The 24,529-nt window shown below is 66.7% G+C and carries 20 protein-coding genes; 8 read left to right on the top strand and 12 right to left on the bottom strand.

The genetic code is table 11. The features are described from left to right. Positions 1 to 103: 103 nt before the first annotated feature. Complete coding sequence (locus tag ACIQTX_RS05205; protein WP_402969762.1) at positions 104 to 1,624, bottom strand: putative Ig domain-containing protein; 1,521 nt, start codon at positions 1,622 to 1,624, stop codon at positions 104 to 106. Positions 1,625 to 2,076: 452 nt separating this feature from the next. Between ACIQTX_RS05205 and ACIQTX_RS05200 the strand changes: the two genes are divergently transcribed. Then, the gene (locus tag ACIQTX_RS05200; protein ID WP_402969759.1) at positions 2,077 to 2,550 is read left to right on the top strand and encodes an aromatic ring-opening dioxygenase LigA; all 474 of its coding nucleotides are present in this window, start codon (positions 2,077 to 2,079) and stop codon (positions 2,548 to 2,550) included. 49 nt (positions 2,551 to 2,599) lie between these two features. Here the strand turns inward: ACIQTX_RS05200 and ACIQTX_RS05195 are convergent, their stop codons facing one another. Continuing rightward, complete coding sequence (locus ACIQTX_RS05195; protein ID WP_402969756.1) at positions 2,600 to 3,631, bottom strand: AsnC family transcriptional regulator; 1,032 nt, start codon at positions 3,629 to 3,631, stop codon at positions 2,600 to 2,602. 171 nt (positions 3,632 to 3,802) lie between these two features. On the opposite strand from ACIQTX_RS05195, the gene ACIQTX_RS05190 reads away from it, so the two are divergent. Both ACIQTX_RS05190 and ACIQTX_RS05185 read left to right on the top strand, forming a co-directional pair. Continuing rightward, entirely contained in the window at positions 3,803 to 5,038 is a 1,236-nt protein-coding gene (locus ACIQTX_RS05190; RefSeq protein ID WP_402969753.1) for an amidohydrolase, read from the top strand. Continuing rightward, positions 5,035 to 6,561 (top strand): MFS transporter, encoded by a 1,527-nt coding sequence (locus tag ACIQTX_RS05185; RefSeq protein WP_402969750.1) that lies wholly within the window; start codon positions 5,035 to 5,037, stop codon positions 6,559 to 6,561. Before ACIQTX_RS05190 ends, ACIQTX_RS05185 begins: the two co-directional genes overlap by 4 nt. Positions 6,562 to 7,113: 552 nt before the next feature. Here ACIQTX_RS05185 and ACIQTX_RS05180 read toward each other — a convergent pair. From ACIQTX_RS05180 to ACIQTX_RS05155, 6 genes are all read right to left on the bottom strand, one after another. Then, a complete protein-coding gene (locus tag ACIQTX_RS05180; protein ID WP_402969747.1) occupies positions 7,114 to 11,304 on the bottom strand; it encodes a PQQ-dependent sugar dehydrogenase in 4,191 nt (1,396 codons plus the stop codon). A gap of 189 nt (positions 11,305 to 11,493) precedes the next feature. Beyond that, positions 11,494 to 12,246 (bottom strand): ABC transporter ATP-binding protein, encoded by a 753-nt coding sequence (locus ACIQTX_RS05175; protein ID WP_402969744.1) that lies wholly within the window; start codon positions 12,244 to 12,246, stop codon positions 11,494 to 11,496. After that, positions 12,236 to 13,000 (bottom strand): ABC transporter ATP-binding protein, encoded by a 765-nt coding sequence (locus ACIQTX_RS05170; protein ID WP_402969741.1) that lies wholly within the window; start codon positions 12,998 to 13,000, stop codon positions 12,236 to 12,238. Before ACIQTX_RS05170 ends, ACIQTX_RS05175 begins: the two co-directional genes overlap by 11 nt. Continuing rightward, on the bottom strand, positions 12,997 to 14,022 hold the full coding sequence (locus ACIQTX_RS05165; RefSeq protein ID WP_028502636.1) for a branched-chain amino acid ABC transporter permease: 1,026 nt from the start codon (positions 14,020 to 14,022) through the stop codon (positions 12,997 to 12,999). Before ACIQTX_RS05165 ends, ACIQTX_RS05170 begins: the two co-directional genes overlap by 4 nt. 73 nt (positions 14,023 to 14,095) lie before the next feature. After that, positions 14,096 to 14,980, bottom strand: coding sequence for a branched-chain amino acid ABC transporter permease (locus ACIQTX_RS05160; protein WP_105528557.1), 885 nt, complete (start codon positions 14,978 to 14,980; stop codon positions 14,096 to 14,098). Between the two features lie 7 nt (positions 14,981 to 14,987). Next, positions 14,988 to 16,223, bottom strand: a complete 1,236-nt coding sequence (locus ACIQTX_RS05155; protein WP_181157079.1) for an amino acid ABC transporter substrate-binding protein — start codon at positions 16,221 to 16,223, stop codon at positions 14,988 to 14,990. 126 nt (positions 16,224 to 16,349) lie between these two features. On the opposite strand from ACIQTX_RS05155, the gene ACIQTX_RS05150 reads away from it, so the two are divergent. Then, positions 16,350 to 17,363 carry a LacI family DNA-binding transcriptional regulator gene (locus tag ACIQTX_RS05150; protein ID WP_028502639.1) on the top strand — a complete coding sequence of 338 codons (1,014 nt, stop codon included), beginning with the start codon at positions 16,350 to 16,352 and terminating at the stop codon, positions 17,361 to 17,363. Positions 17,364 to 17,417: 54 nt separating this feature from the next. Here the strand turns inward: ACIQTX_RS05150 and ACIQTX_RS05145 are convergent, their stop codons facing one another. The 3 genes from ACIQTX_RS05145 to ACIQTX_RS05135 all read right to left on the bottom strand — a co-directional run bounded on the left by ACIQTX_RS05145 (position 17,418) and on the right by ACIQTX_RS05135 (position 21,395). Further along, positions 17,418 to 18,764: a hypothetical protein gene (locus ACIQTX_RS05145; RefSeq protein WP_402969736.1), complete on the bottom strand. Its 1,347-nt coding sequence runs from the start codon at positions 18,762 to 18,764 to the stop codon at positions 17,418 to 17,420. A 151-nt stretch (positions 18,765 to 18,915) separates the two neighbouring features. Beyond that, positions 18,916 to 20,415 carry an arylsulfatase gene (locus ACIQTX_RS05140; RefSeq protein ID WP_402969733.1) on the bottom strand — a complete coding sequence of 500 codons (1,500 nt, stop codon included), beginning with the start codon at positions 20,413 to 20,415 and terminating at the stop codon, positions 18,916 to 18,918. A gap of 86 nt (positions 20,416 to 20,501) precedes the next feature. Beyond that, complete coding sequence (locus ACIQTX_RS05135; protein WP_402972965.1) at positions 20,502 to 21,395, bottom strand: formylglycine-generating enzyme family protein; 894 nt, start codon at positions 21,393 to 21,395, stop codon at positions 20,502 to 20,504. Positions 21,396 to 21,473: 78 nt separating this feature from the next. Between ACIQTX_RS05135 and ACIQTX_RS05130 the strand changes: the two genes are divergently transcribed. Genes ACIQTX_RS05130 through ACIQTX_RS05120 form a run of 3 tightly spaced genes read left to right on the top strand, consistent with a single transcriptional unit; the run spans position 21,474 to position 22,824 of the window. Further along, positions 21,474 to 21,785 carry an NIPSNAP family protein gene (locus ACIQTX_RS05130; protein ID WP_105528552.1) on the top strand — a complete coding sequence of 104 codons (312 nt, stop codon included), beginning with the start codon at positions 21,474 to 21,476 and terminating at the stop codon, positions 21,783 to 21,785. A gap of 2 nt (positions 21,786 to 21,787) precedes the next feature. Then, positions 21,788 to 22,378, top strand: a complete 591-nt coding sequence (locus tag ACIQTX_RS05125; protein WP_402969729.1) for a GNAT family N-acetyltransferase — start codon at positions 21,788 to 21,790, stop codon at positions 22,376 to 22,378. Between the two features lie 47 nt (positions 22,379 to 22,425). After that, entirely contained in the window at positions 22,426 to 22,824 is a 399-nt protein-coding gene (locus ACIQTX_RS05120) for a VOC family protein (protein WP_402969726.1), read from the top strand. Here ACIQTX_RS05120 and ACIQTX_RS05115 read toward each other — a convergent pair whose 3' ends face one another. After that, positions 22,825 to 23,331: a MarR family winged helix-turn-helix transcriptional regulator gene (locus ACIQTX_RS05115; protein WP_402969723.1), complete on the bottom strand. Its 507-nt coding sequence runs from the start codon at positions 23,329 to 23,331 to the stop codon at positions 22,825 to 22,827. It lies immediately after the preceding gene. 91 nt (positions 23,332 to 23,422) lie between these two features. Here ACIQTX_RS05115 and ACIQTX_RS05110 point away from each other — a divergent pair, with 91 nt between their 5' ends. Then, positions 23,423 to 24,529: an LLM class flavin-dependent oxidoreductase gene (locus tag ACIQTX_RS05110; RefSeq protein ID WP_402969720.1), complete on the top strand. Its 1,107-nt coding sequence runs from the start codon at positions 23,423 to 23,425 to the stop codon at positions 24,527 to 24,529.

Here is a 24,529-nt window from a genome sequence, read left to right as displayed (position 1 = left end):
CAGAGGGTTCGATCACATTGGCGAGCCTGTGAGGATCGGCTCGCACCGAGAAGCCGGCCCGCGTCGTCGGGAGACGACGGGACCGACTTCACGGAAGAGGTTCTCAGCTGCGCTGGGCGCGGACCTTGCGGAAGCCGATCACACCGGCAGCAGCGGCCAGCAGTGCGAACAGCGCGGATCCGCCGACGAGCCACGGAGCAACCGAACCGCCATCGGCGTCGACGACGCCACCGGTGTGGACGGAGGGTCCACCCGCGGTCGTCGCACCGGTGTCGGTGTTGCTACCGGTGCCGTTGTCGTCCGGTGCCGGGACGACCGTCGCGTTGACGGTCCAATCGAACGTCGTGTCGACAGCCGCGACCGTGTCGGACGAAGCCGAGACCGTGACGGTGTAGTCGCCAGACGTGGTCGGGGTTCCCGAGATCACGCCGGTCGCGGCGTCGATGGTCACGCCCTCGGGGAGGTTGCTCGCGGAGTAGGTCAGCGTGGACGAGTCGCTCGACGTCGCCTGAACCTGCACGGACACGTCGTCACCGACGGTGTTGATCTGGTCGTCGACAGCGCTCACGGTGATCGCCGGAGCGGGCACGACGTCCGAGGCGACGACGGTGACGGTGCTCGTGGCCGCGGCCGTCGGGGTGATGACACCGGTCTCGGGGTCCATCGCCGCTGCGATCTCACGGGGGGCGAACAGGGGGTGCGTGCCGTAACCGCCGGCGATCGCGGTCAGCGAAGAGCCCGTTGCGGCATCGTCGTGGACGGTGACCTGGAAGGTCGCGGTCACGGGGTCGCCGGAGCCGTTGTCACCGAGGCCGGCGGAATCGAGCTCGCCGGTGGTCCAGTTCAAGCGGTCATCCGAGTCGATGCTGGCGACACCGCTGGTGGAGGTGAGGGAGCCATCGACGAGCGTCGCGTTCGCGAACAGGTCGCTGAGGTCGGCCGCCGCAATGACGGACTCATTGCCGTTGTATGCGTGCGTGAGGGCGGTCAGCGTGTAGGTGATCGTGTCACCGGCCTGCACCGTGCTCCCGGTCGCTGGGCTGCTGGCGAGGGTGACCTCTGACAGGAACGTCTGGGGCAGAGCCCAGCTCGCCGCACAGCCCGACTCGCCGCCGGTCTGGCAGTTGCCGTTCTCTGTTCCGGCGCTGGTCGTGATCGTGCTGCCGGTGACCGCGAACGACTCGGTGTGCGCGTCAACGGTCCAAGACCGCATCGTGATCGGAGCCGACACGATCGCCGTCTTGCCGGCGGGAACCTCGAAGCTCAGCGTCTTGTCGAGAGTGCCCGATTCGCTCGTGTAGGTCAGAGGGATCTCGGTGCCGTCGACGGTCGCCGTCACGGGTACGGAGGTGTGACCGAGGATGCTCGCGTCCCATTCGGTGCCGATGACGCCGGTGGTGTCGACGACCAGTTCGACGGATCCATCTGCGTCGGTGTTGTTCGCGGCGGCGATGCTGACGATCTGCTCGTCACCATTCGCCCACTCGGAGGTGGGCGTGACGGTGATGTCGAGCGCATCGGTCTCAGCCGCAGTTGCGGCGAGCGGGGCCCCGAACAGACCTACGGCCAGGATGGCGACGGCGCCTGCGCTCAGCGCGAAGCGGCCGGTCTTGGCGTTTCTCATTTTCTTCCTTACTTCGGCGGCCGAGTGGAGGATCAGCCGCAGTTGTCGATGGGCACGGCTCGCGATGTGCTTTCCCCCAGATCGGCGGACCGTGCACCAATCACTCCACCCTTGCGTCACGGCGCCGAACCGCGATCAGCCCCATTTGCCGCACTCCCTGGGCTTGATTGCAGTGGTCATCTTGAGCGCCTGCCGGGGAGGGTCAGGAGGCCTTCAGTAGGCCGCGGGGTGCGGGGTGCGGGGTGCAACCAGGCGGGCGGGCGACTGTGCCGCTCTGAGGAGTGGGCCGCCGCTGATTCAGTACGTGCCGGATCGTGATTCGCCTCGTCCCACGGCAGAGCGCCGTGCCGGAGATGGCCGCCCGACGCGGATATCTCTGGCCGCTGAGACGGCATGACGATGCGAAACGTGCGTACGGTGATGGCGTTCATTCCGAAGAAAGAGGGCTCCTCGTGTCCGAAAGCAACCACTCCGCTGAGAATCCCGTCGCGCCGTCCAACAGAGCGAAGGGCGTCAAGATCGTGGGGATCCTCGGAATCGTCGGCGGGATCGCTTTGATCGTCGTCGGCCTCGTCGTCTGGGTCATGGTGTCGACTCAACTGCGTGCCGAGAACATCACGATTCCGGACGACGCGATCGCCTTCCAGGGCCAGACGGTCGCCGGTCCCTTCACCGCCTTCGTCCAGGCTGACATCATCCAGCATCACGCACTCGAGGCCTCCGGCGGCAGCACATACTCAGAGCTGGCTTCAGATGACCCGATCCGCGCGACAGTGATGAATGCATCGTTCCTGCGAGCCTCGCTCTTCACGTCTGTCGTGTCGTTCGGAGTCGCTGCATTCGCCATGGGGATCGGCGTGCTTTCCATCCTGTTCGGCTGGGCACTGCGTTCGCTCGCGATCACGCGGCGGACCACAGCGTCCTGAAGATGTCGGTGGGCGGTATCTCGGCTCCACCGAGATACCGCCCACCGCGTCAATGTTGCAGATTGAGGTGTGCCGGTAACGGAACGTGAGTGAGGCCGCGCCCGTCCGAATCCAGCACGCGCCCCATGAGCTTCACCGTTCGCAGCACGAGCACCCTGTCGTGGATCCTCGCTGCGGGTGTGCTCTCCTCGATCGCGCCCTCGACCACATCGACGTCCGTGAGATCACGCAGCCAGGTCACCGCGGCGAGATCGAACGGACCGATGGTATGCATCACCGCGCGGCACTCCGGCATGGCAACCAGGGTCTGCACATCACGCTCTCGATGAGCTGCGGAGGAGGAAATGAGGAACCATGCGCAGAACGGCCACCCCGAGAGCGGCCGTGCGACCTCGGTGCGGAAGCGTAGTTCTCCTGATTCGACGAGCTGTCCGAGGGCGCTGCGTGAGGCCCGGATGCCGATGTCGAGTTGCCTGGCGACATCGTGTGCTGTGGCACGACCGTCGTGCGCGAGGACCGTTGCGATCGCCTCAGCCAGGTCCCGTTGTGGGAGCTGCGGGCGAATGCGGCTAGCGGGTCTCGCTCGTCGATCATGCTGTTCGCTGGCGGCGCCGGCGAACACGCGCCATCGACTCGCATCGCGATAGGTCCAGCTGGCTGGGTAGGAGCGGATGCCTTCGATTGACTCGTGCGTGTCGAGGGCGTCGAGAAGGAACTCGGACAGCGCATGCGGGCTGCCTGCGATCACGGTGAGCATGAGGCTTCGCGCCCCGGCGGCGAGTTCGATTGTCGCGATCTCGGGATGTGTGGAGAGAGTTGCAGCTGTGCTCGTCAGGCATCCGGATTTGACGCGGACTTCCACCAGAGCCATGCCCATCGCGAGCGCACCGTGTCCGAGCGACAGGTTCGGTGCAACCGTCATCCAGGCGGCCCCGGCCTCGTTGAGAATCTGCCATCGGCGAGCCAATGTCGCGTCGCTGGAGCCGAGCGCGCGGGCGAGAGAACTCCACGACGCCCGAGGACGGGTCTGAAGAGCGTTGATCAGCCTTAAATCCAACGCATCGAGAGCATCTTTCTTCATCGTGAACTCAGTCTGACGTCGAATTCCGCATTCGGCTCGGGCGGGAGCCGTAGATATTTAGCGTGATGAGTACCCGGAGCCCATTCCGGGTCGCCAGCCACCAAAAGTAGCCGGCGTTTGAATGAGCCCGCCCGGATAGAGCGGCTCGACCACCACGAAAGGTCACGAACGATGACACCCGCGGACAGAGTTCTCGCTGAACTCGCAGCGATCCGAGACTGGCAAGAACTGCTCTACCTGGACTTCCATCGCAACCCCGAACTCAGCTCGCACGAAAAACGTACGAGCCAGGTGATCGCACGCCAGCTTCTGGAGTTCGGGTACAAGACGCATCACGTCGGAGGCGGAATCGTCGGGATCCTCACGAACGGATCAGGACCTCGCGTGCTCCTGCGGGCGGACATGGACGCCCTGCCGGTCATCGAACGGACCAGCCTGCCCTACGCTTCCACCGTCACGACTGTGGATGACGACGGAAACGCCGTCGGCGTGATGCACGCGTGCGGACACGACGTGCACGTCACCGCGCTGCTCGGCGCGGCCCGCTTGATGGCTGAGAACCGCGACGCCTGGACGGGGACCCTCATCGCGCTGTTCCAACCGGCAGAAGAGACCGCGGCAGGCGCACAGGCGATGCTCGATGCGGGGTTGCGCGATATCCTGCCTCGCCCGGACGTGGCTCTCGCGCAGCACGTTCTCGGACATGAAGCGGGAAGCGTCGTCACCGTTGCCGGCCCCAGCCTGGCGTGCGCTGACAGCATCCGCATCACCATCCACGGAGTGGGCTCGCACGGGGCTATGCCGCACCTCGGTATCGACCCGGTTCTCGTGGCCGCTGCGGTGATCCAGCGGCTGCAGGGCATCGTGTCGCGCGAACTGCCTCCCGGAGAGCGAGCCGTCGTCACCGTCGGAGCGGTGCATGCGGGGTTGAAGAGCAACGTGATCTCCGACCGGGCGGAGCTTCTCGTCAACACGCGGGCGTACTCGTCCGAGACGAGGAACAAGATCGTCGCAGCGATCGAGCGGATCGTTCGCGGCGAATGCGCCGCGTCGGGCTGTCCGAGCGAACCCGAGTTCACGTACTACGACCAGTTCCCCTTGACCGACAACGACCCGGCGACCACGCAGAAGGTCACGGACGCGCTTCGCAACCGGCTGGGCGACGACAAGATCGGCGTGCTGGCGCCGCTGGCGGCCAGCGAGGACTTCAGCCGGATCCCGGATGCGTTCGGGGTTCCATACACCTACTGGGGCCTCGGCGGGTTCCCGCCGGGGGTCGACGCGCCACCGAACCACTCGCCGTTGTTCGCGCCCACGATGCGACCGACCCTGAGCACCGGCACTGAGGCGCTCGTGGTCGCTGCCTTGGCATACCTCGCGGAGGCTGAAGGGGAGGCGACCCGATGAGCACCGACATGGCTCCAGTGACCGGATACCGCGGCACCACCAAGCTCCTGACCGGCATCGTCCTCGGCGTCTTCACGTTCTGGCTGTTCGCCGGTTCGATGGGCACAGTCGCGCAGGAGGTCCTGGCGGACATCAACACGGACCAGACCTACATCACCCCGGACCAGATGAACCTGGCGGTCTCGATAACCGCCCTGTTCTCGGGACTCTTCATCGTGCTGATGGGTGGGGTCGCCGATCGGATCGGCCGAGTGAAGATCGCGATCGCCGGCAACATCATCGGCATCGTCGGCTCGCTGCTGGTGGTGTCGGCGGCTGGTTCCGTCGCCCTCCCGCTGATGCTCAGCGGTCGTGCCCTGCAGGGTTTCTCCGCCGCGCTCGTCATGCCCGCAACGATGGCGCTCGTTCGCACCTACTGGGAAGGCCCAGGGCGCCAGCGCGCCGTGTCGATGTGGTCGATCGGCTCGTGGGGCGGGTCTGGACTCTCCGCGATCGTCGGCGGGCTTCTAGCCGAGCAGAACTGGCGTTGGATCTTCATCGCGTCGATCATCGTGTCGCTGATCTCGACCGCCCTCATGTGGGGGACACCCGAGAGCAAAGCGCCGGCAACCGGTCACAAGAAGTTCGACGTCCCCGGCCTCTCCTCGTTCATGGTCATGACGCTGGCGCTGATGATCATCATCACGTTCGGTCGCCAGATCGGCTGGACGACGCCCGTGATGCTCATGCTGGTGCTCGTCCTAGTGGTCGCCGCCGTGGCGTTCTTCCTCATCGAGCGCCGCAACACGGAGAACCCGTTCATCGACCTGGCACTGTTCAAGAACGTCACCTTCACCGGCGCAACCCTGTCGAACTTCATCCTCAACATGACGATCGGCCTGCTGCTCGTGTCGCAGCAGTTGTTCCGAGCCGCGGAACCGAACGGGCTCGGTTCTCTGCAGGCCAGCATGCTCACCCTCGGGTACGCGATCTCGGTCATCGCCCTGATCCGCGTAGGCGAGAAGATGCTGCGCCGATTCGGACCACGCAAGCCGATGATCTGGGGCACGCTCGTCGTGGCCGTGACCGCCATCCTGCTCATGCCGACCAATCTCCTGCTCGGACAGTACGAGATCCTCGCGGTGATCGGCTACACGCTCTTCGGCGTCGGTCTGGCCTTCTACGCCACACCGTCGACCGACGCCGCTCTCTCGAACCTTCCCCCGAGTCAGTCCGGATCGGGTGCAGGTATCTACAAGATGGCTTCGTCCCTTGGCGCCGCCATCGGTGCGGCGATCTCGCTGACGATCTTCACCTCGATCACGGATGCGGGTGGCGTGGCGTGGCTGCGTGATCTGGTCAGCTTCCAAGGGGAGCAGGCGAACATTGCCGTGCGCGAAGCGGCGATGGTCGCGTGCGGAGTCAACCTGATCTTCCTCGTGATCGCGGTCATCTCGATCGTCGCGACCGTCCCCAAGGGACGCAAGTACAACGACGAGGACGATTTCTCCGAAGACACCGCCACACCGACGAGAAAGGGCTGACGAGGAACCGGATCGGAGTGGAGGGTGAGGAGCAGACGGTGCTTCTCACCCTCCACTGGTGCGTCCGTGCATCGCTGAAGACGAATCCGTGGCGCACGTTCGCTCGAGATCCGCGCCGACACCTACGTATCGGCCGGTGACCACTTGCTGCTGCCCGACCGGTACGTCAGTCGAGTGCCGTCGATACTGAGCCGAGGCGGAACCGCGTCGGAACGCCTCCCCAGCTGGTCTGATGGTCTCAATGGAGACGGGGGGTTGTCTCCACCCTGGCAGCGGCTTCCCCGCTGCCACGACTCCGGCTCCCCGGCCGGTGTCCATGAAGACGGTGGGGACTGTCTTCATTTCGGTAGCGGCCTTCCCCGCTACCGGCAATGCTGGCTCCCCGGCCAGCGGAGGTGGGTGGCTCGTGCTCTCCCCAGCGCCCAGGCCACCCCCTCCCCCTTCGCTCGATGACGCACCGACATCCGCCGATCGTCCCGACTTCGAAGGGGACACAGAAGGCGGTCCCCGGGATGCAGAACATCCCGGAGACCGCCTTTCCAGTGACTTCGACTACCCGCTGACGCCCGTCAGTGTGAACGGGACGGTCGTGGCATTGCCCGCCACGTCGTAGACGACCAGGGAGTTCGCGCCGGCGACGGCGCCGAACGCTCCCGGCTTCACGAAGTTGAGGTCCGACCAGACGTTGTCCGTCAGATCCTTCCCCGCTCCGTTGAGGGTCAGCCGGTCCACCTTGCCCGCATCGTTGAGCTTGTACGAGACCAGGCTGTAGGCGCCGTCGGCCCCGACGGTGAACTGTCCGCCCTCCTTGACCGTGACCGCGGGCGCGGTGACGTCGAGCGTGAATCGAACGGTGGTGGCATTGCCGGCCAGGTCGTACACGACCAGGGTGTTGGCCCCTTCCACCGCCCCGAACGCACCCGGCACCACCGCGTTCAGGTCAGACCAGACATCGTTCGTCAGGTCCTTCTCGCCGCCGTTGAGCGTCAGCCGATCGATCTTCCCGGCATCTTGCAGCTTGAACGACACCTTGCTGTAGATGCCATCGCGTCCGACCGTGAAGTCGGCCCCGCTCTTGACGGCCGCGACGGGTGCGGTGGTGTCCTCGGCAGCGGCCGTGACCGAGAGGTCGCGGAGGCGTCCGAAGTTGTCGAAGGACCCGAAGCCCACCCGCCCCTCGGGGAAGGTCTTGTCGTTCGCGGTCATCAGCGGGGTGTCGAGCCCGTCGACGTACACGGCGATGTCTCCCGTGTCGGCGCAGCGCAGCACGCGCACGTCATGCCACTCCTCGTCCGTGACCGCGGGCGGCGCCCCGACCGCACCGTCCCACTGGTCGTCGATCCGCTCCCGGTCGGCCTTGTTCACCTTGAAGATGCCGTTGTGCGGGTAGATCGAGTTGTCCTGCGAGAGGTGCGCGTAGTAATACTCCGTGTCCGACTTCCACCCGAAGACGATGATGACGTCGCGGTTGTTGACCGATGCCTTCTCGTCGAGTCGCACCTGGCCGGTGAGGTCGAACGAGCCGAGCTCTTCGCCCTCGGTGAGCACGGCGTACTCAAACGGACGGCGGATCCCGTCGTTCGGGTTCGTCCCCGCCTCGGTGAGCACGACCTCGTCACCGGGGAAGTCCCACTTGGCGGGTGTCCGCGGCGCCCAGTCGTCCTCCGACATCACGTCGGTGAGGGTCTCGCCGTCCGGCGTGCACGCGGGCGGCACCGGCGGTTCGACGGGCGGCACGGCGTAGAGCGCGTACTGCGCGGCGACCTGTTCGGCCGTCGGCACCGTGTCGAGCAGCATGATGTCGTCCATCCGCCCGTTGAACGGATTGGCCTCCTTGGTGTTCTGCGGGAAGCTGCCGCCGATCTTGATGCCGGCCGGTGCGGTGTCGGAGGTCGATCCGTCTCCCCACGGGTTCGCTGCGGTGTACTTCCCCGCGAGTTCCTCGCCGTTCATGAACAGCTTCATCTCGCCGGCGGCGAAGTCGAAGGTCGCCGCGAGATGCACCCACTGCCCCTTCTTGAGGATCTCGTTCCAGGGCAGGTCAGCCGCGAACGTCCAGGAGCCGGCACCGTCGACGCGGCGCCCGAGCGCCACGAGCTTGAGCTCGCCGTCGACGGTGATGACCTCGAGCAGCGCTCGCACCGCGTGCCCGTCCGAGGTGCCGGTGAGCACACCGGCGAGACCGATGGCGTTGTACACGTCGTCAGGATTCACGGTGCCGGAGTTGAGGGCCGGGTGATCGCCGGTCGGCTTGAACCAGCCCATGACGGAGGCCTTGTCGGTGCCGGCGAACCTGTCGAGCGACTCGACGCCGTCCGCATCGTAGACACCGGCCTTCCAGTCGTCGTTCGATGCGGTCCGCGGACTCATCTGCTGGGTCTGGAGGGCCTCGCCCGCACCCGGGTAGGCGCGATCGGCGACCCTCATCTCGACCCCGCCGTTGATCAGCGAGATGGGGGTGCCGGAGCGACCCTGATCGAGCTCGATCGTCGGCTTCGCCGCATCCGGGTGATCGAAGTCGTGGTGCGTGACGAGGTTCGGTGCGAGCGCAGGGAGAACGAACGGGTTGGTCGGCTCATCGACCGAGCGCGCGCCCGTCACCTTCCAGATCTTGCCGTTCGCCTTCGACACGAGGTAGAGCTCACCGTCGGCGTCGGAGCCGAACCGCAGGTCGACGCGCTTGTCGCCGACCAACTCCTGGAACGTGGTCTCCACGCCGTCGGCGAAGACCCGCAGCTCCTCGATCGTGGCGAGGTCGGCGATGTCACCGTCATTGCGCACCATCTCCGCGGAGTCGGTGGACAGCACCCAGCCGCGCACCAGATCCGTGAAGAGGTAGCGGCCCTGGAGCTCGGGAATCTCGCCGCGATAGACGAACCCGCCGTTCACGGCCACGCCGGCGTCTCCGGTCTGCCCGGGATCGCGGTTGTGGTCGTAGGCGGCCACCGGATACGTGAAGCCGTTCTCGGCATCGTCCTCCGGCAGCGGGAAGATCTGTCGGTTCTCGGCCAGGAACGAGCCCTCGCGCACCGACCAGCCGAAGTTGTCTCCCGGCTCGACGGCGTAGACCGACTCGACCTGCCATTCGCCGATGTGGGCGAGGTACATGGTGTGGTCGCCCTCGGGGTCCCAACTGATCCGGTGCGGGTCGCGCATGCCGACGGCGTAGATCTCGGGCAGCGCATCCGCCTCGTCGACGAAGGGGTTGTCGTCCGGAACGCCGTAGGCGCCGTTCTCACTGTCATCGCCGGTGGGGTTCACTCGCAGGATCTTGCCCTGCGGAGTCGCCAGGTCCTGCGGGTTGCCGTTGCCGACGCCGTTCCCGCCGTCGCCGACGAGCACGTAGAGGTTGCCGTAATCGGCGTCTCCGGCCGACACCGTCGGGTTGAACGCGATCTGCTGCACGGTGTGCACACGTCCGGCGAACGGGATGCGCATGACCTCGCGGTGCGTACCGGCGAAGGTCGCAGCCGACGGGTCATCGGCCTTCCACTCGGTGATCACACTGTGGAACGCGGTGGTGCCGAACGCGGGGAAGTCCGGGGTGTCTTCCGTCAGCGCCGTGCCGCCCTCGGTGTGCACGGTGTAGAACAGCCCGTTCTCGGCGAAGTCGGGGTGGAACTCGGCGGAACCGAGACCCGTGCCGAGCCCTGCGCTGTTGTGGAAGTTGTCGATGAACTCGTTCCGGACGTTGAGGTACGGGACGTATTCGCCCGATTCCTTGTCGACCAGATAGAGGATGTCGTTGTTGTCGGGCACCATCAGCCGGCCGGAGTCGTCGGGCACCTCGTCGAGGTGCGTGATGCGGTTGTGCCGAACGAGACGCTGGTCCTGGGTGGCCGGGGTCGTCTGCGACTCCGGAAGCTGCGCGAGCTCGGTCACCTCGATCCCGAGGTCGGCGAGAGCGGGATCGGGCAGCGGGTTGAGCAGCGGCTGGTTCGCCGTGCCACCCGGTGCGCAGTCGCCCGGGTTGCCTGTCGCGATAGCCAGGTTCTCCCCCGTGTTGTCGACGGCCACGTCGTCGAGCAGCAGGCGTCCTGTGCTCGTGGCACCGTTCTTCCAGAAGAAGCGGTCGAGCGCGCCGTTCACGGCCTGACGGAAGCCGAACTGCTGCTCGGTCCCCTCCGGGAGGCGGGTCTGCTCCTCGTACGCGCCGCCCTGGCTGTACACGGTGACCTTGTCGGCCGCGTTGTCGGCGACGATCCACACGCACTGCCAGGCATCCTTCGACCACACGCCGGCAGGCTTGAAGGCCCCGCCGTCACGGACACGCAGCACGTCGTCGTTCTGGTTGTTCACGTAGGCGCGACTGTTCACGTAGTCGTTCGGTGCATCCACATCCGTGAGTCCGAACGAGGTGTCGACGCTGCCGGTGCGCAGGAAGCGGAAGAACAGCGTGCCGGTGTCTCCCTCTGCGATGGCGGGGATGGCACGGTACGACTGCTGCCCTCCCCCGACGGATTCGACGACCTGATTGTTGCCGTTCAACGGGTCGGCGATCACGCGAGGCGCCCCCGACGCCGCCCATCCGTCCTGACCGTTCAGGGCGACGCGCTCGTATCCCTCGAAGTCGATCAGCTCGGTGAAGGGTTCCGCCGCGGCAGCGGGAGTCGCGGTCAGCAGGGCTCCGACCACGGCGACCGCCGCGACCAGCGCCCCCGTTCGTCGGACGCCGAAGGATCGAGGAGGCGGTGCGGCCGATCGAGTGCTCGAGCTCGCGGGGCGCATGGTTCGTTCGTGCATCAGAAACCTCTCAACGTCGTCGTCGTGTGGTGTCGTGCCGATGGTCGTGCCCCTTCTCCGGGGCGGCACTGCAGCGGAGAAGGCGTGGGACGGAACTGCGGCTCAGGACGCAAACGCTTTCGCAAGCGCTTTCGTCGAATGGACGAGAAAGGCGGGAGGAGGCCGTCGTCGCCTCCTCCCGCCGGAGGTTCACCCCGCGTCGGTTACCGAGGGCTTGCCGCCGAGATACAGCGCAGCGAGGGTCGGATCCGCGAGCAGCTCGGACGCGGGGCCCGAGATGTGCACCCGACCGAGGTCGAGGACGCACCCGATGTCTGCGGTCTCGAGGGCCCGCCGCGCATTCTGCTCCACGAGCAGCACGGCGGTTCCGGCGTCGCGCATCCGCACGATCTGCTCGAAGACCTTCTCGGTCGTCTTGGGGTCGAGGCCCATCGACGGCTCGTCGAGCAGCACCACCTTGGGGCTGACCATGAGCGACCGCGCGAACTCGACCTGCTTCTGCTGACCGCCCGAGAGCAGACCCGCGAGCTGCTTCCACCGCTCCCCCACGATGGGGAAGAGGTTCTGCACGAAATCGACGCGCTCCTGGATGACCGTCTGGTCCTTGAGGGTGAAGGCACCGAGCATCACGTTCTCGCCGACCGTCATCTCGCGAAAGACGCTGTGACCCTGCAGCACGTGCGCGAGCCCGTGGCGCAGCATCGACTGCGGTCCTTCGCCGGTGATGTCGCGGCCGTCGACGCGGATGCTGCCGGAGCGCGGCTTGAGCATGCCGCTGGCGACCTTGAGCACGGTCGACTTGCCGGCGCCGTTGGGCCCGACGAGGCAGACCACCGATCCGGGCGGCACCTCGACCGTGAGGCCGCGGAGCACGAGCGCCGCACGGCCGTAGCCGGCCTCGATGTCGCGCAGCTCGAGCAGGTTCTTCGCTTCAGACTCCAAGGTAGGCCTCCAGGACTCGGGGGTCTTGCTGGATGATCGCAGGCGTGCCCTCGGCGATCTGACGCCCACGGTCGAACACCACCACGTGATCGCACAGGCTCATGACCATCTCCATGTTGTGCTCGACGATGATGAACGTCTTGCCCTCTTCGTTGAGCTCGCGCACCAGGGTGGCGATGCGTCCGATGAGAGCGGGGTTCACGCCTCCCGCCGGCTCGTCGAGCATGATCGTGTCGGGCTCACCCATGAGCACGCCAGCCAGCTCCAGCAGCTTCTGCTGCCCGTAGCTGAGGTTGCGCGCCTCGGCGTGCTCGAGGTGGTCGATGCCGACGCGCCGCAGCCAGCCCCGCGCGCGTTCCAGCTCCTCGGGGTCTGCTGCCGAGCGGAGCTGATGCCAGATGCTCGGGCTGCGCACCGCCACGAGCAGGTTCTCCATCACCGTCATGCGCGGGAACACCCGGCACAGCTGGAAGCTGCGGCCGATGCCGGCGCGGGCGATGCGGTCGGGCGACTTGCGGGTGATCGCCTGCCCTCGGTAGCGCACCTCTCCCGAGTCCGGCTTGATCATGCCGGTCACGCAGTTGAAGAAGGTGGTCTTGCCCGAGCCGTTCGGCCCGATCAGGCCGTTGACCTTGCCCTCCTGGAACGTGACCGTCGCGCCGTCGACCGCCGTGACGCCGCCGAACGACTTCGTCATCGAGACGGTGCTCAGACTTTCGAGCGTGGTCGTGGACTGTGCGGTGGGGGCGTTCATGACGACGTCTCCTTCGACGAGGCATCCGCTGTTCGCGTCTTGTTCTGTTCGAGCAGCTCCCCCGCAGTCACCTCGCGGATCGAGGCCGCATTCGATGACCTGGTGAAGAGGCCCTTCACCGCCGGGATGATGCCGTCGGGCATGAAGAGCACGACGATGCCGAGCAGGATGCCGGTGGCGATGAGGTGGAACTGCGTGTCGCCGAACTCGAGCTTGAAGTACTCGAGCGCGACGCCGACGACGACGGCTCCGAGCAACGGCCCGAAGAGGTTCCGCACCCCTCCGAGCAGCGCCATGAGCACCATGTACGAACCGATCAGGATCGAGAACTGGAAGATCGGATCCAGGTCGCCGAACCAGAGGGCGTAGAGTCCGCCGCCGAGCGAGACGAACAGCGCGGACAGCACGTAGGCGATCAGCTTGTACCGTGTGGTCGGCACTCCGAGTGCCTGCGCTTTGTCCTCGTCTTCGCGGATCGACTTGAGCGCCGTGCCGAACTTGGACCGGTCGATGATCCACCACACCACGAGAGCTACGGCCAGGAGGCCGGCGAACAGGTAGTAGAAGATGCGGTGATGCTCGGGCCGCAGCACATCGAACGGGCGCGGGACGTTCAGGCCCTCGGATCCGCCGGTCACGTCGCGCCAGCTCTGGAACACCAGCAGCATGATCAGGACGAACGCGATGGACACGATCACGAACGAGGCGCCGCGCACGCGGAGGGCGGCGATGCCGATCGGGATCGCGATGATCGCGACGAGCACGGCTGCGAGGATCCAGGCCAGGAACCCGGGAAGGTCGAGGAACTTGATCAGCAGACCCGTGCCGTAGGCGCCGAGCCCGAAGTACGCGGCATGCCCGAGGGAGATGTATCCCGTGAAGCCGCCCATGAAGTTCCACCCCGTCGACAGCACGGCGTAGTTGAGGATCACGACGCCCGCCGAGAGGATGTACGGGTTCGGGGCGATGGTCGGGAAGGAGAGGACGAGCGCTGCGCCGACGATCAGGAGGACGATGCCCACCCACCTCGAAGTCGTGCGCCGCACGGGGGCGGATGGAGCGATCACTACCGTCTCGGTGGCGATCGGCTCTCTGCTAGAAACGCTGGGCAAGACGACCTCCGAAGAAACCTTGCGGACGGAACATGAGCGTGGCGAAGAGGGCGACGTAGAAGACCGTCTGCGCCCAGGTCGGCCCCAGCGGAAGCTGGAGCAGGCTCTGCGCGACGCCCAGGATGAGAGCCGCGATGGCGGCACCGGGGATGCTGCCGAGGCCGCCGACGACGATGATCGCCATGAGCGGTCCGATCCAGTGCCAGTGCAGGGAGGGATAGATGGTGGCGTCGAGCGAGAGCGCCGTGCCGCCGATCGCGGCCGTCGCGAGTCCGAGCCCGAACCCGTAGCCGGCGACACGGTCGGTGTTGATGCCGACGAGCCGCGCGGCTTCGGGATGCTGGATGGTCGCCCGCAGCGCCTGACCGAACTTCGTGTACTTGAGCAGCACGAACAGGAGCGCGAGGGCCACGGCCGCGAGACCGAACGCGATGAGCTTGACCACCGGCACCTGCGCGCCGAAGAAGTCGAGACTGGCGCTGGCGTACGGCAGCGGGATGCGTCGCTGGGTCCCGGTGAAGAAGAACCCGAGCGCCCCCTCGATGATCAATGCCACCGCAAACGTGAGCAGCACCGACATCATGGTCAGCGTCAGCGGCTTGAGCCTCGAGACGAGCAGCCGCTGCATCACGACGCCCGTCAGGAAGAACAGCGGCACCGTGACGATGAGCGAGACGAGCGGATCGATGCCCGTCTCCCGGTTGAACCACCACGCGAGGTAGGCGGCGAGGATGAGGAAGGCCGAGTGCGCGATCATGACGACGCGCATGATTCCGAAGTACAGCGTGAGCCCGGCCGCCAGGAGGGCGTAGAGCCCTCCCAGCAGGATGCCGAGGATCAGGCTTTGCAGCAGCAGTGCTCCGCTCACGTGCAGATCACCACGTCGGCTTCGGGAAGAGGAAGTCGGCTTCCTTGACGTCCTCGGGGAGGACGATCAGGATCTCGCCGTCGATCCACTGCTGGATGAGGTGGGCGCCCGCGGGCTTGCCGGTCTCGTCCCAGCTGAGGGGTCCGACGACGGTCTCGACCTCGTTGTCGCGCAGCCAGTCGATGAGCTCCTGCTGGCATTCACCCTGCTCGGCGCAGCCCACGGCCTCGACGGCCGCCGCGACGACCTGACCGGTCGTGTAGGCGTTGGCCTCGTCTTCCGACGGCGGGTTGCCGTGCATCTCGGTGTACTTCTCGACGAACTCGACGTTGCTGGGGAACTGCGACTTCGGCGAGTATCCGGTCGGGGCGAGGATGCCCTCGGTCGCACCGCCGATGGCTGCGGCGAACTCGGGGTTGGTCGGAGCGGTGGAGAAGGCCGCGAGCTCCGGCTGATAGTTGAGCTGCTGGAGCGCGATGATCAGGTTGACGGCATCCTGATACTGCGTGCCGCCGATCACGATGTCGGCGTTCGACTGCGCGATCTTGGCCGCGATCGTGGAGAAGTCGGTGGTGTTCGGCGGGTAGACCTCGTTCACGAGGATCTCGACGCCGGCGTCCTCCAGCTTGTCCCTGAGACCGTAGGCCGTGCCCTGGGCGAACGGGTCGTCCATCGAGGCGACAGCAGCCGTCTCGGGGCGCTCGCCCTCCGGCAGCGCGAGCAGGTAGTCCGCGAGGTTGTTGTAGTGGTCGTTCGCGATCGCGGGTGCGGCGTAGAAGAGGTTGTCGAAGCCCTGTTCGAAGACCTCTTCCGCGGCGCCCGCCGGCTCGACGAACAGCATGCCGTACTCCTGCGCGACGCGGGCGGAGGGGACGACGAGGCGGGTGGAGAACGGACCGAACACGAGGTCGACACCGTCCTGCGCGATCAGCGACTCGTAGTCGGAGACGACCCGGTCGGCGTTGGACTGGTCGTCGAGGATCTTCAGCTCGACCTGTCGGCCCAGCAATCCGCCGTTCTCGTTGACGATGTCGCGCCACGCCTCGTAGCCTCGCTCGACTCCCTTGCCCGGTTCGGAGAAGTCGCCCGTGAGCGGCAGCGAGATGCCGATGACGATCGGATCGTCGGAGCCACCTCCCTCGGCCTGGTCGCCGGTGGCCGAACAGGCCGAAACCGTGAGCGCGGCGATCGACAGCGTTCCGATCGCTGCAGCGATCCGTCGACCGTATCTGGGTGCAGTCATCCGAGTCTCCTACGTCATCGTAGCGAAAGCGCTTTCGTAAGCGCTTCCGCCACTATAGTGGGACCGAAGAACGAAGAGCAACCTACAGCGCAATCAGCGTTGATCTTGCTCCATGGGGGAGGTTTCGTGAAGCGTGAAGGTGCGCCACGACTCATCGATGTGGCCGAAGCTGCAGGGGTCTCCCTCGCGAGTGCGTCTCGGGCGATGACCGGCGGCTCCGGCATCTCGCCGGAAGTGGCGGCGCACGTCCGCGGGATCGCGACGCAGCTCGGATACGAACCCAACATGCACGCGCGAGGACTCGCCGGCGGGCTCGTGCCGACGATCGGCCTCGTGGTGCACGAGATCGGCGACCCCTACTTCTCCGACATCGCGAGCGGTGTGATCCGCAGCGCAGCGCTCGAGAACCGGTCGGTGCAGATCGCTCAGGCCGACCGCACCCCCGACAGCGAGCTCGCGCAGGTGAAGTCGCTGCTGCGTCAGCGCGTGGGGTCGATCATCATCGCCGGTTCGGGGTACGCCGATCCGGGTCGCGAGCAGGGCATGACCGAGGCGCTCCTCAACTTCACCCTGGCCGGAGGCCGCGCCGCGGTCATCGGCCGACACCACCTGCCGGTCGATGCCGTGCTGCCCGACAACCACCGTGCGGGCGTCTCCGTCGGACGACACCTCGCAGAGCTGGGACACCGCCGGATCGGGGTCGTCGCCGGTCCACTCGATCTCAACACGGTCGCCGACCGCATCGCGGGCCTCCGGGAGGGCACGAACGACACCGACGTGGAACTGACCGTCGTTTCGCGGGAGTTCACCCGCGAAGGCGGCATCGAGGGCGCGCGCGAACTCCTCGACCGCGATGTCACCGCCATCGTCGGCCTCAACGACGCGATGGCGATCGGCATCCTCAGCGAGCTGCGCCAGCACGGGATCAGCGTGCCCGACGAGATGTCCGTCGTGGGTTTCGATGACATCGCCGTCGCCGCGGATGTCGCCCCGGCGCTCACCACCGCGCGGATCCCGATGTTCGAGATGGGCCAGCACGCCGTCTCCCTGATCCTCCGCCCCGCGAGCGACGAGGCGAGGACCATCACCACGGCCCACGAACTCATCGTCCGCCGATCGTCCGGCCCTCCCCGCAGCTGAGCGCGGTCGGCTTCCGAGCTACCGCCCGAGCCGGCACGAGCAGGAAGATCCCGCTCAGGGGGCGGCGTTCCACGCATCAGCGAACGCGCGCCCGCCCGGCATCTCGCCGAGATCGCTCGCGTCGATGACCTGGGCCGTCCGCGTACAGAAGGAGCCAGCGGGCCAGGTGATGCAGAGCCGCTCATCGAACTCGGACAGCGCCTTGAGAGGTGCGGCCGTGCCCACGAGAACGCGCTCAGAGGGAGCGGAATCGAAATCCACCTCAAGAACTATGCCGGGGTTCACGCGTACGGCCGCAACGCCGTCCGTGCGCATGAGTCTCATCGCGGTCTCCGTATCACCCCGCAGGTCGCCTGCGGAGGACGCCAGCCGGAACACGGTGTCGTCACCCTGTCCAACCGCGATCCTGACCGGAACCTCGGCAGCGCCCGAGCTGCGCGAGACAGCACCCGCCAAGTGCTCGACGGCTCCGACCGATGTGGCGGTGAGAGTGAGGGAGCGGTCGTCCGTCCACACCGACGCGACGCTCGCGCGGGCGCGCTCGTCCAGCTCGTCCAAAATCCCCCGCGCCTCGTTCCCGTTCGCCCCCGGCGACAGCGTGACCAGGTTGCTCTGATAGAACACGGTCGTCGACGTCGGATCGAGAATCTCCGCGACGATCGTTCGCGCTGCGTCGACGTCGCCCTCATCGGCGAGGGTGACGCTCACAGCCGCCTCCTCTGCCCGGAACGCGGTGACGGGGACCTGTGCCCGCAGAGTCTCGTACGCGCGAACCGCGTCCGAGGCCCATGCCCCCAGCCGTCCCGACACCTCGACGGCGCTGCCCCCATCTTCGGGGGACCTCACGGTGATCGACGGCGTCTTACCCGCTGCCGTGGCGATGGCCGGTGCGTCGAGGATCAGACCAGCGATCTCCGACGTGGAAGCCGCGATGAGGGTCACGTGGTCGAGGTCGTTTTGGTAGTCGGTCGAGATGAATGTCCCGGAGCGCACCCGTGGATCCCCGCGAAGCTCGAAGACGGCATCAAGCACGGCAGCGCTGGACTCCTGGGTCGCGAGGACAGGGAAGGTCCAGTCGCTCACCACGACGTCGATCCTCACACGCGACTCGTCCTCGTCTCCCGCCGTGTCTCCACGAAAAGACACGATCCGGCCCACGAGCCCACGCAGCTGTTCCTCGTCGAGCTCATCGCGAACAGTGACCGTACCCCCGACTCCGCCTGTGAACGGCATGTTGTCCGCGGTGGACAGATCCAGCCGGACGACCGCAGGATCGTCACCGAACTCGCGCTCGAACGAACCCTGCACCGCATCACCCGACGCACAGCCGGCCAGCGCGAGCAGAAGCACGCAGGCCGCGAGCACGGCTGATATCCCCCGTCCCGCACGCGCGTGATCCATGCTTTTGCATCCCCTCCCATGGTCTGCGTACAGCCTCAGCCCGTCTCCTTGGCGGGCGCACGCCGGATCACGAGTATCCCACTCGGACCGCACCGAGCCCGTCACCGCAGACGGCGACGGGCTCGGTGCTCGGGCTCAGGACAGCGGTGGATCAGGAGCTGCCGGTAGTCGAATCCAGCTTCGCCATCACCTGGTTGATCGTGAACGACGCCGACTCCTGCCGCGCGGGGAACTCCACGAGGCTCTGCAGCATCCGGGCGACGTACGCCTGCGCCGGCACGAACAGGAAGATGCGGTCGATGACCCAATCCCAGTACGTGTTCGAGGTGATGTCCGCCCGCTCATAGGGATCGGTGCGGAGGTTGAACAGCTTCGGGAAACGCAACTCGATGTAGGGCTCCTGCCAGACGAGCAGCGTGCCCACGGCGCGCTGCTCGAGGAACACGAGCTTCCAGTTGTCGAAGCGGAGCCCGGTGAGGTCGCCGTCGTCCGAGACGTAGAAGAAGTGTCGACGTGCGCTCTCTTCGACGGCCCCGGTGATGTAGTCGAGTTGGTTGTTCCCGTCGAGATGCACCTTGAACTCGGTCCCGTGCAGTTCGGTCCCCGCCTTCAGACGCTCGGCGATGTCGCCGTCTCCGACTGCCGCGAGCAGCGTCACGAACCAGTCGTTGTGGCTGACGATGCCGTTGAGGGTCGTCCCCGCCGGGATGTGGCCTGGCCAGCGGACCATCGCCGGCACGCGATATGCACCCTCCCAGTTGGAGTTCTTCTCGTTGCGGAACGGCGTCATGCCGGCATCCGGCCAGCTGTTCATGTGCGGGCCGTTGTCGGTGGAGTACATGACGATCGTGTTCTCGGCCAGCCCGAGCTCGTCGAGCAGATCGAGCAGGCTTCCCACCACGTCGTCGTGGTCGAGCATCGTGTCGTGGTACTCCGACTGCCAGCGTCCGGCGCGCCCCTTGCTCTCCTCCTTGGTGTGGGTGCGGAAGTGCATGTGCGTCGAGTTGAACCAGACGAAGAACGGGGTGTCGTCGTCGGCCTGTTTGCGGATGAAGTCGGACGCGGCGTCGCGGAACTCCTCGTCGACCGTCTCCATCCTCTTCTTCGTCAGCGGTCCGGTGTCCTCGATGCGCTGAGTTCCGTCGGCGTTCGCCCAGGTGTGGAGCACGCCGCGCGGACGGAACTTCTCGCTGAAACCGGGGAACTCCTCATCGGTGGGATAGTCGGGATGCTCCGGCTCCTCCTCGGCATTGAGGTGGTAGAGGTTTCCGAAGAACTCGTCGAACCCGTGCGCGGTCGGCAGATGCTCGTCGCGGTCACCGAGGTGGTTCTTGCCGAACTGCCCGGTGGCGTAGCCGTGATGCTTGAGCGCATCGGCGATGGTGGGATCCTCGGGCTGCAAGCCCAGCTTCGCCCCGGGCATCCCCACCTTGGTGAGTCCGGTGCGGTACGGGTTCTGTCCGGTGATGAAGGCCGCGCGGCCGGCCGTGCAACTCTGCTCGCCGTAGTAGTCGGTGAACTTCACGCCCTCATCGGCGATCCGATCGATGTTCGGCGTTCGATAGCCCATGAGACCGTCGGAGTACGTGCTCAGGTTGCTGATGCCGATGTCATCGCCCCAGATGATGAGGATGTTGGGCTTGTCTGCCATGGGTGGCTCCTTGCGTCAACCGGTGAGATGGGGCGAATGCCCTCGGTCGAAGCCAAACAGTTCCCTACGCAGAAGCCCAGGGAGCCTCACTCGGAGCGGGTGAGGCGGAACCCGATGTGCGACATTCCGGTGTCCTCGGCCTGCGGCGAGCGCGCGGCCGGACGGAAGCGCAGGCAGTAGTCGGGCGAACAGAGGTGCGACCCGCCCTTGAGCACGCGGCGCGGGATGTCGGGGAATCCCTCCTGGGCGCTGGCGGCGGCGAGCAGGTTCGTGCGCTTGCCGGCGTCGACGGGAGTGTCGGAGAGGCGGATGTGCCGCGGGGTGTAGAAGTCGGTCGTCCACTCCCAGACGTTCGCGATCATGTCGTAGAGGCCGTAGCCGTTCGGAGGGTACGAGCCGACCGGAGCCGTGCCGCCCACGCCCTGGTTGTCGTAGGGGAAGCGTCCCAACCACGAGTTCGCCTGCGCGACGCCGTCCGGGTATGCCTCATCCCCCCAGGCGAACGGGGCACCATCCACTCCCCCGCGGGCCGCGTACTCGTGCTCGGCTTCGGTGGGCAACCGCATCCCCACCCAGTCGGCGTAGGCCACCGCGTCCTCGAACGCGATGTGCACGACCGGATGCTGCAGCCGGTCGTCGATCGACGAGTCGGGTCCGAACGGCCGGCGCCAGAACGCACCCGGCTGCCAGCGCCACCAGTTGCGCCAGTCGCCCAGGTTCGTCGGCCCTGAGGTCGGGGTGAAGACCATCGCTCCCGGCACGAGGTCTGCGGGATCGGCACCGGGGAAAGCGTCGGGATCGAGCTGGCGCTCGGCGACCGTCACGTACCCGGTCGCGTCGACGAACTCGGCGTACTGCTCGTTCGTCACCTGGTAGCGGTCGATGTGGAACGACGCGACCTCACGCTGGTGGGCCGGCCGCTCATCCGGATAGAAGTCGTCCGAGCCCATCAGGAACGTGCCGCCGGGGATGTGGACCATGTCGCGCGAGTTCGTCACGCGACTCAGCGTAGTGTCCGTATTCCGCGGCGGGCGGTCTGATCTGGGAAGATCATCCGCATGATCACCGTTCACCTGCGCTACGAGATCGACCCCGACAAGCTCGACGATTTCACCGAATACGGCCGCACCTGGATCCGACTCGTGGCGAAGCACGGCGGCACCCATCACGGCTACTTCCTGCCGAGCGAGGGTGACAGCGACGAGGCGTTCGCCTTGTTCACGTTCCCCTCCCTGGCGGAGTACGAGGTGTACCGCACCGCCTCGAAGACAGACCCTGAGTGCATCGAGGCGTTCGACTTCGCGCGCCGGACGCAGTGCATCCGCCGCTACGAGCGCCGCTTCCTCAGCCCGGTCTTCGAGGGCGCCTGAGCATGATCGCGCCGGCGGTGGACGCCTCCGCGCTCACGTCCGTCACCACACTGTCGACCCCGCGTCTTCGGCTCGAGCCCCTGGGCATCGCGCATCTCGACGGCGTGTGGGAAGGCCTGTTCGACGAGGAGACGCTGCGACTCACGGGCACACGTCAGACCTTCACCCGCGAGGCGGTCGTGCGGCACTTGGAATCCCTCGCGGCCAGGGACGATCGTGCGGACTGGGCGATCATCGACCTCGCGACCGAGGGGTACGTCGGCGAGATCGTGCTCAACGAGCTGGATGACGACGACGCGTCGATGAACTTTCGCATCGCACTCAATCCCGGCCGCCTCGGTCGCGGCTTCGGCACCGAGGCCACCCGCGCCGTCCTCGACCACGCGTTCGACCGCATCGGACTGCACCGGGTCGAGCTCGACGTGTACTCCTTCAACCCCCGCGCCCAGCGCTCCTACGAGAAGGCCGGGTTCCGATACGAAGGGCGTCAGCGGGAGACCCTGTTCTGGGACGGCGAGTGGGTCGACTCCATCCTCATGGCGGTGCTGAGCACCGACGGCCGTCAGATCGCCACCGCCCACGCCCCGCTCTGATCCGAAGCCGCTGACAGCGCGGATCCCCCGGTAGTACCGTGGCTCCCATGCCTCTGAGCGACTTCCCGTTGCGCGCTTCCGTCGCCGTGTCCGACATCGACCGCGCCGTGACGTTCTACGAGGGCACGCTCCGGCTCCCCGTGGTGCGGTCGGGTCCGAGCGCGCGGATCGCGGGTGGCAGTCGTGTCTATCGATCAGGCGGCGACGAGGCGTTGCACGTCTACCAGTCGACGACCGCAGGCAGCTCGCAGGCCACCGTCGCCACCTGGTACGTCGAGGACCTGGATCAGGTCGTCGACGAGCTCACGGCGAACGGCGTCGATTTCCTGCACTACGACGGACTGACCCACGACGCGCGAGGCATCACGGCGAGAGCCGGCGGAGGTCGGATCGCGTGGTTCGCAGACCCCGATGGCAACACGTTCGCCCTGGAGAGCGACGGCTGATCATCTCTGTTCCGATGCCGGTTCTTCGGAAGCGTCGTCGGAGCCTGGTCTGAGGTGCCGGCGCAGCGAGGTGGTGACATCGTCGACTGCGGCGAGCTGCTCGGGCGAGAGTGCGTCGACGAACAGCTCGCGGATGGTGCGGAGGTGCGGGACGTTCGCCGCCCGGAACGCCTCTGCTCCCTCATCGGTGAGGAGTACGTCGACGCCGTGCGCGCCGTCGGGGCACGGGACGCGCCTCACGAGACCGCGCTTCTCCATCCGCCCGAGGTGATGCGACAGTCGGCTGCGCTCCCAGTCGATGAGGACCGCCAGCTCGGAGGAGCGCGCGCTGTGCCCGTCGGCCTCGCTCAACGCGAGAAGCACCTGGTAGTCGCCGGAAGACAGCGATGAGTCGTTCTGCAGTTGCGCGGCCAGACGTGCGCGCAGCTGTTCGCCGGTCTCGATGAAGTCCCGCCAGATGCGCAGCTGGTCGGGTGTCGGCGTGCGACGACGTCGTTCTTCGGTCATGACACCTCCCGGGAATTGATATGTCAATCTTACGGTTACAAGCTATTGATACGTCAATCCGGATGGACCGGGGGCGTCGAGAAGGAACGTGATGGAGATGACGGAACTCGAGTTCGGACTGAACTCCTTCGGCGAGGTGGCGACCGATGGCGGTCGGATCATGTCGGACCCCGAGACGCTGCGCCTGCTCGTGGAAGAGGCGCAGCTGGCCGAATCGGTCGGCCTCGACGTGTTCAGCATCGGCGAGCACTACCGCGAGGGGCACATGGACTCCGCGACCCCCGTGGTGCTGGCGGCCGCGGCGCAGGCCACCTCGACGATCGGCCTGGGTTCGTCCGTCACCGTGCTGTCGACGCAGGACCCGGTGCGGCTGTACCAGGAGTTCGCGACCGTCGACGGGCTCTCCGCCGGACGCGCCCAGCTCATCCTCGGACGAGCATCGGCCATCGAGTCGTTCCCGCTCTTCGGCTATGACATCGCCGAGTACGAGCAGATCTTCGAGGAGAAGCTCGACCTTTTCCTGCGCCTGATGCGCGAAGACCGCGTCACCTGGAGCGGCACCTACCGCAGTCCGCTGGAGAACGTGCGACTGCAGCCGCGCATGCCGGAGGGCGGCATCCCCGCATGGATCGGCATCGGCGGCAGCCCCGACTCGGTCATCCGCGCCGCCGAGCACGGACTGCCCCTCATGATGGCGATCATCGGCGGACGCCCCGAGCGCTTCGCCGGCCACGCCCGCCTGTATCTGCGCGCCCTGGAGCAGTTCGGGCGCCCCGAGCTCCCGATCGGACAGCACTCGCTCGGCCTGATCGCCGACACCGACGACGAGGCGAAGAACGTGCACTGGAAGCACTGGGAGCCGGTCGTGACCCAGATGAGCAAGGAGCGCGGCTTCTACGCGCCGACGCTCGAGCGGTACGAAGAAGAGGTCGACACCGGGGCGCTCTACGTCGGATCGCCCGAGACCGTCGCGCACAAGCTCGCGGCCGCCGTCCGGAGTAATCGCCTGTCCCGGTTCGACCTGAAGTACGACATCATGCACCTGCCGAAGGATGTGCGCGCGCGCAGCATCCGCCTCTTCGGAGAGAAGGTCGCCCCGCGCGTGCGCGAACTGCTCGCCGAGGATCCGGGAGAGGGCGCGTTCGCCGACCCGGGTGTCGCCCGCATCACGAAGGACGGCAAGGCCGTCCACGCCTGA

The organism is Microbacterium sp. NPDC090281 (assembly GCF_044769635.1).
Lineage (GTDB): Bacteria > Actinomycetota > Actinomycetes > Actinomycetales > Microbacteriaceae > Microbacterium.
The sequence above is the reverse complement of the archived record's forward strand: the minus strand, read 5'-3'. Positions and strand labels throughout refer to the sequence as shown.

Excerpts from the sequence above, each read along its gene's own strand:
- ACIQTX_RS05205 (WP_402969762.1), bottom strand. The coding sequence starts at position 1,624 with ATGAGAAACGCCAAGACCGGCCGCTTCGCGCTGAGCGCAGGCGCCGTC.
- ACIQTX_RS05195 (WP_402969756.1), bottom strand. The coding sequence starts at position 3,631 with ATGAAGAAAGATGCTCTCGATGCGTTGGATTTAAGGCTGATCAACGCT.
- ACIQTX_RS05190 (WP_402969753.1), top strand. The coding sequence starts at position 3,803 with ATGACACCCGCGGACAGAGTTCTCGCTGAACTCGCAGCGATCCGAGAC.
- ACIQTX_RS05185 (WP_402969750.1), top strand. The coding sequence starts at position 5,035 with ATGAGCACCGACATGGCTCCAGTGACCGGATACCGCGGCACCACCAAG.
- ACIQTX_RS05180 (WP_402969747.1), bottom strand. The coding sequence starts at position 11,304 with ATGCACGAACGAACCATGCGCCCCGCGAGCTCGAGCACTCGATCGGCC.
- ACIQTX_RS05170 (WP_402969741.1), bottom strand. The coding sequence starts at position 13,000 with ATGAACGCCCCCACCGCACAGTCCACGACCACGCTCGAAAGTCTGAGC.
- ACIQTX_RS05155 (WP_181157079.1), bottom strand. The coding sequence starts at position 16,223 with ATGACTGCACCCAGATACGGTCGACGGATCGCTGCAGCGATCGGAACG.
- ACIQTX_RS05145 (WP_402969736.1), bottom strand. The coding sequence starts at position 18,764 with ATGGATCACGCGCGTGCGGGACGGGGGATATCAGCCGTGCTCGCGGCC.
- ACIQTX_RS05140 (WP_402969733.1), bottom strand. The coding sequence starts at position 20,415 with ATGGCAGACAAGCCCAACATCCTCATCATCTGGGGCGATGACATCGGC.
- ACIQTX_RS05135 (WP_402972965.1), bottom strand. The coding sequence starts at position 21,395 with ATGGTCCACATCCCCGGCGGCACGTTCCTGATGGGCTCGGACGACTTC.
- ACIQTX_RS05130 (WP_105528552.1), top strand. The coding sequence starts at position 21,474 with ATGATCACCGTTCACCTGCGCTACGAGATCGACCCCGACAAGCTCGAC.
- ACIQTX_RS05125 (WP_402969729.1), top strand. The coding sequence starts at position 21,788 with ATGATCGCGCCGGCGGTGGACGCCTCCGCGCTCACGTCCGTCACCACA.
- ACIQTX_RS05120 (WP_402969726.1), top strand. The coding sequence starts at position 22,426 with ATGCCTCTGAGCGACTTCCCGTTGCGCGCTTCCGTCGCCGTGTCCGAC.
- ACIQTX_RS05115 (WP_402969723.1), bottom strand. The coding sequence starts at position 23,331 with ATGACCGAAGAACGACGTCGTCGCACGCCGACACCCGACCAGCTGCGC.
- ACIQTX_RS05110 (WP_402969720.1), top strand. The coding sequence starts at position 23,423 with ATGGAGATGACGGAACTCGAGTTCGGACTGAACTCCTTCGGCGAGGTG.